Source organism: Bacteroidota bacterium, assembly GCA_030706565.1.
Classification (GTDB): Bacteria; Bacteroidota; Bacteroidia; order Bacteroidales; family JAUZOH01; genus JAUZOH01.
This window is the reverse complement of record JAUZOH010000395.1, coordinates 1-3,429: the sequence shown is the minus strand read 5'-3', so window position 1 is coordinate 3,429 and position 3,429 is coordinate 1. Positions and strand designations below refer to the sequence as shown.

Below are 3,429 nucleotides of genomic sequence, written 5' to 3'. Positions count from 1 at the left end.
TTTGTCCGTCCCGGTGAAGAGCTCAAATGGTTTGAATTCTGGAAGGAAAAACGTAAAAACTGGCTGCTTGCATTGGGCATTGAACCTGAAAAAGTCCGTTACCACGAACACGAAAAACTGGCTCATTATGCCAATGCGGCTTTTGATATCCAGTTTAAGTTCCCTATGGGTTTCAATGAACTGGAAGGTATCCATTCGCGTACTGATTTCGATCTATCACAGCATCAGAAATTCTCCGGGAAGAAACTTCAATATTTTGACCCCGAAACCAATCAGAGTTATGTTCCTTACTGCGTCGAAACCTCAATTGGCTTGGACCGTATGTTCCTCTGCATCCTGAGTAACGGGTACACCGAAGAGAAGATTACCAAAGAAGACGGTAGCGTTGATGAACGTGTAGTGTTGAAAATTCCGCCTGAGCTGGCTCCTGTAAAACTTGCTGTTCTTCCTTTGATCAGGAAAGACGGATTGCCTGAAAAAGCAAGGGAAATTTTCCATCTTCTTAAATTCGATTTCAATTGCCAGTATGATGAAAAAGATTCCATAGGCCGCCGTTACCGCCGCCAGGATGCAATCGGTACCCCGTTCTGCATCACCATCGATCATCAGACCCTCGAAGATAATACGGTAACTGTCCGCTATCGCGACAATATGGAGCAGGAAAGGATTACCATAGATACCTTGCATGGAATCATTGCCGACAAGGTGAACATGAAAAATCTGTTTAAGAAAATAAAATAACCGGGGATTCAGTTTGAAAATATAAGCAGATTTATCTCCACAGAGTAATTGAATGAACTGCATACAGATCATTTTAATGATATAATTAAATTTAAATCTAGATAATGAAACAGTTGCAAGACCTTTTGAAACCACTTTTGCCGCATATACTTATCGGCGTGTTGTTTATTGTCATCAGCTTTGTTTACTTCAGCCCTCTGATGGAGGGAAAAGAGCTTACACAGATGGATAATATCCATGCCCAGGGAATGTCGCAGGAGCTGATCAATTTTGAGAAAACTCACCCTGGCCAGGATTCCCGTTGGACAAATTCCATGTTTGGCGGAATGCCTGCTTATCAGATTAAAGGGGGCCCCAATCATAATGTTTATCTATTCTTTCAGCGGGTTTTGCGGCTTAATCTGCCATATACCACTGTTGCTATTGTTTTCACACTTTTGTTGGGTTTCTATATTTTGCTGCTGACTTTAAATGTCGACAAGTGGATAAGTTTTGCGGGGGCACTGGCTTTCGCCTTCGCTTCGTACAATTTTATTATTATCGGGGCGGGGCATATTACAAAAGCTTATGCAATTGCTTATATGGCTCCCGTTATTGCCGGGATTTTGCTCACTTATAAGAAGAAATACCTGGCCGGCGGCATTTTTACCGCTATAGCGCTGGGCATAGAGATATCCTGTGACCATCCCCAGATTCTGTTTTACCTCTTTCTCACCATCTTGCTTTTGGTGGTTGTTTATTTCATCTATGCCATTAAGGAGAAGGAACTGAAAAATTTCTTTATTGCTTCGGCCATACTTGTATGTTCTGCAGCTCTTGCCGTATTGCCAAATACCTCCATGCTTTGGACAACCTGGGAATATGGAAAAGAGAGTATCAGGGGAAAAACAGAGCTGACTCAGAAAAAAGCTGTCGATCAGCAGGCAAATCAACAACAATCCTCCGGTTTGGATAAGGATTATGCACTTGCCTGGAGTTACGGGAAAGCTGAGACCTTTACCTTGCTGATCCCTAATTTTCAGGGAGGCGGTTCCGAAGGATTTGATGAAAAATCCGAAACTTATAAAACATTGCAGCAGGCCGGGGTTCAAAGCCCTGAAAATATTTCCCGTCAGTTGCCTGCATACTGGGGCGAGATGCCTTTCACTTCCGGCCCGGTTTATTTTGGGGCTATAGTATGCTTTTTATTTGTGCTGGGCCTGTTCTTGGTCAAGGGTCCGGCTAAATGGTGGCTGCTGGTGGTTTCGATACTTTCAATAGTTTTGTCGTGGGGAAAGAATGCACCCATGGTTACCGATTTCTTTTTCTATCATTTCCCCTTGTATAATAAGTTCAGGACGGTCTCGATGATCCTGGTGATCGCTAATTTTGCCGTGCCCCTGTTGGGTTTCCTGGCCCTCAGGGATATATTCACCAATAAGATTGAAAAGAAAAAAGTCATTAAGGCTTTGAAGTATTCGCTGGGTATTGTAGGGGGTATCACTCTTATTTTTGCCCTGATGTCCTCTCTGTTCTTTAATTTTACTTCAAGCCAGGATACTGCACTTTCCCAACAGCTTAAATCGTCGGGGTGGCCTGATAATCTGATCAGCCAGTTGCTCAATGCCATGCAGGCCGACAGGGCTTCTATGCTCAGAAGCGATGCCTGGCGTTCGCTTATTTTTATCCTTTTGGGCGGTGGCCTGATTTGGGCTTATGTGTCCAAGAAAATTAAAAGTGCATGGTTCACTGGTGCCTTGGCTCTTCTGATGTTGGTTGATCTTTGGCCCATTGACAAGCGGTATTTAAATAACGACAACTTTGTGACCAAAAGGGTAGCTAAAAATACTTTTGAAAGATCCACTGCTGATGAATTTATCCTGAAGGATACTGATCCCGATTACCGTGTATTGAACATTACCCGTAATCCTTTTACCGATGGTTATACTCCTTATTTCCATAAATCCATCGGTGGTTATCATGGTGCCAAACTCCGCAGGTATCAGGATCTGATTGACGGGCCTCTGACAAGGGATATTATGGCCCTTCAACAAACATTGACCGGGAAAGTTTCTCAGGATACTCTTGCTATGGTGCTGCATCAGCTGCCTATTCTGAACATGTTGAATACAAAGTTCATCATATATAACCCCGATGCAATGCCTATCATCAACTTCAATGCCTTGGGCAATGCCTGGTTTGTTAAACAATATAAGCTGGTGAATAATGCCGATGAGGAATATGCCGGGTTGAACAATTTTGATCCCTCCTCACAGGCCATCATCGACAAGAGATTCAAAGAGGTGGTTTCTGCCATCCCTGAAAGTAGTGCCGATACGACTAAGGGCACCATTAAACTGCTTTCTTACCTGCCCAATGATTTGGTTTATGAATCTAAAAGTACTAAACCACAGTTGGCTGTATTTTCAGAGATTTATTATGCAGAAGGCTGGAATGCCTTTCTGGATGGCAAACCTGTTCAACATTGCCGTGCTGATTATGTTTTACGGGCAATGCCTGTACCGGCAGGCAAGCACAACATCGAATTCAAATTCCAGCCCAAATCATATGATTACGGGCAGAAAATTGCCCTGGCAAGTTCTTCACTGGTGGTCTTGCTTCTGTTGGGCCTGATCGGGAAGATGGTTTATGACAAGCGGAAAGAGAGCTAATTGATATAATCAATTTTACACGCGTTTGCCTTCAAGT

At 43.3% G+C, this 3,429-nt stretch carries 2 protein-coding genes; both read left to right on the top strand.

Annotation, left to right across the window (positions count from 1 at the left end):
• Positions 1-741: glycine--tRNA ligase (locus Q8907_14620; protein MDP4275506.1), on the top strand; the 741-nt coding region annotated here is incomplete at its 5' end.
• 104 nt (positions 742-845) lie between these two features.
• Positions 846-3,392, top strand: coding sequence for a YfhO family protein (locus tag Q8907_14615; GenBank protein ID MDP4275505.1), 2,547 nt, complete (start codon positions 846-848; stop codon positions 3,390-3,392).
• Positions 3,393-3,429: the final 37 nt, after the last annotated feature.

What these genes read in the sequence shown, in the direction of transcription:
- Q8907_14615 (MDP4275505.1), top strand. Translation starts at nt 846, where the DNA reads ATGAAACAGTTGCAAGACCTTTTGAAACCACTTTTGCCGCATATACTT.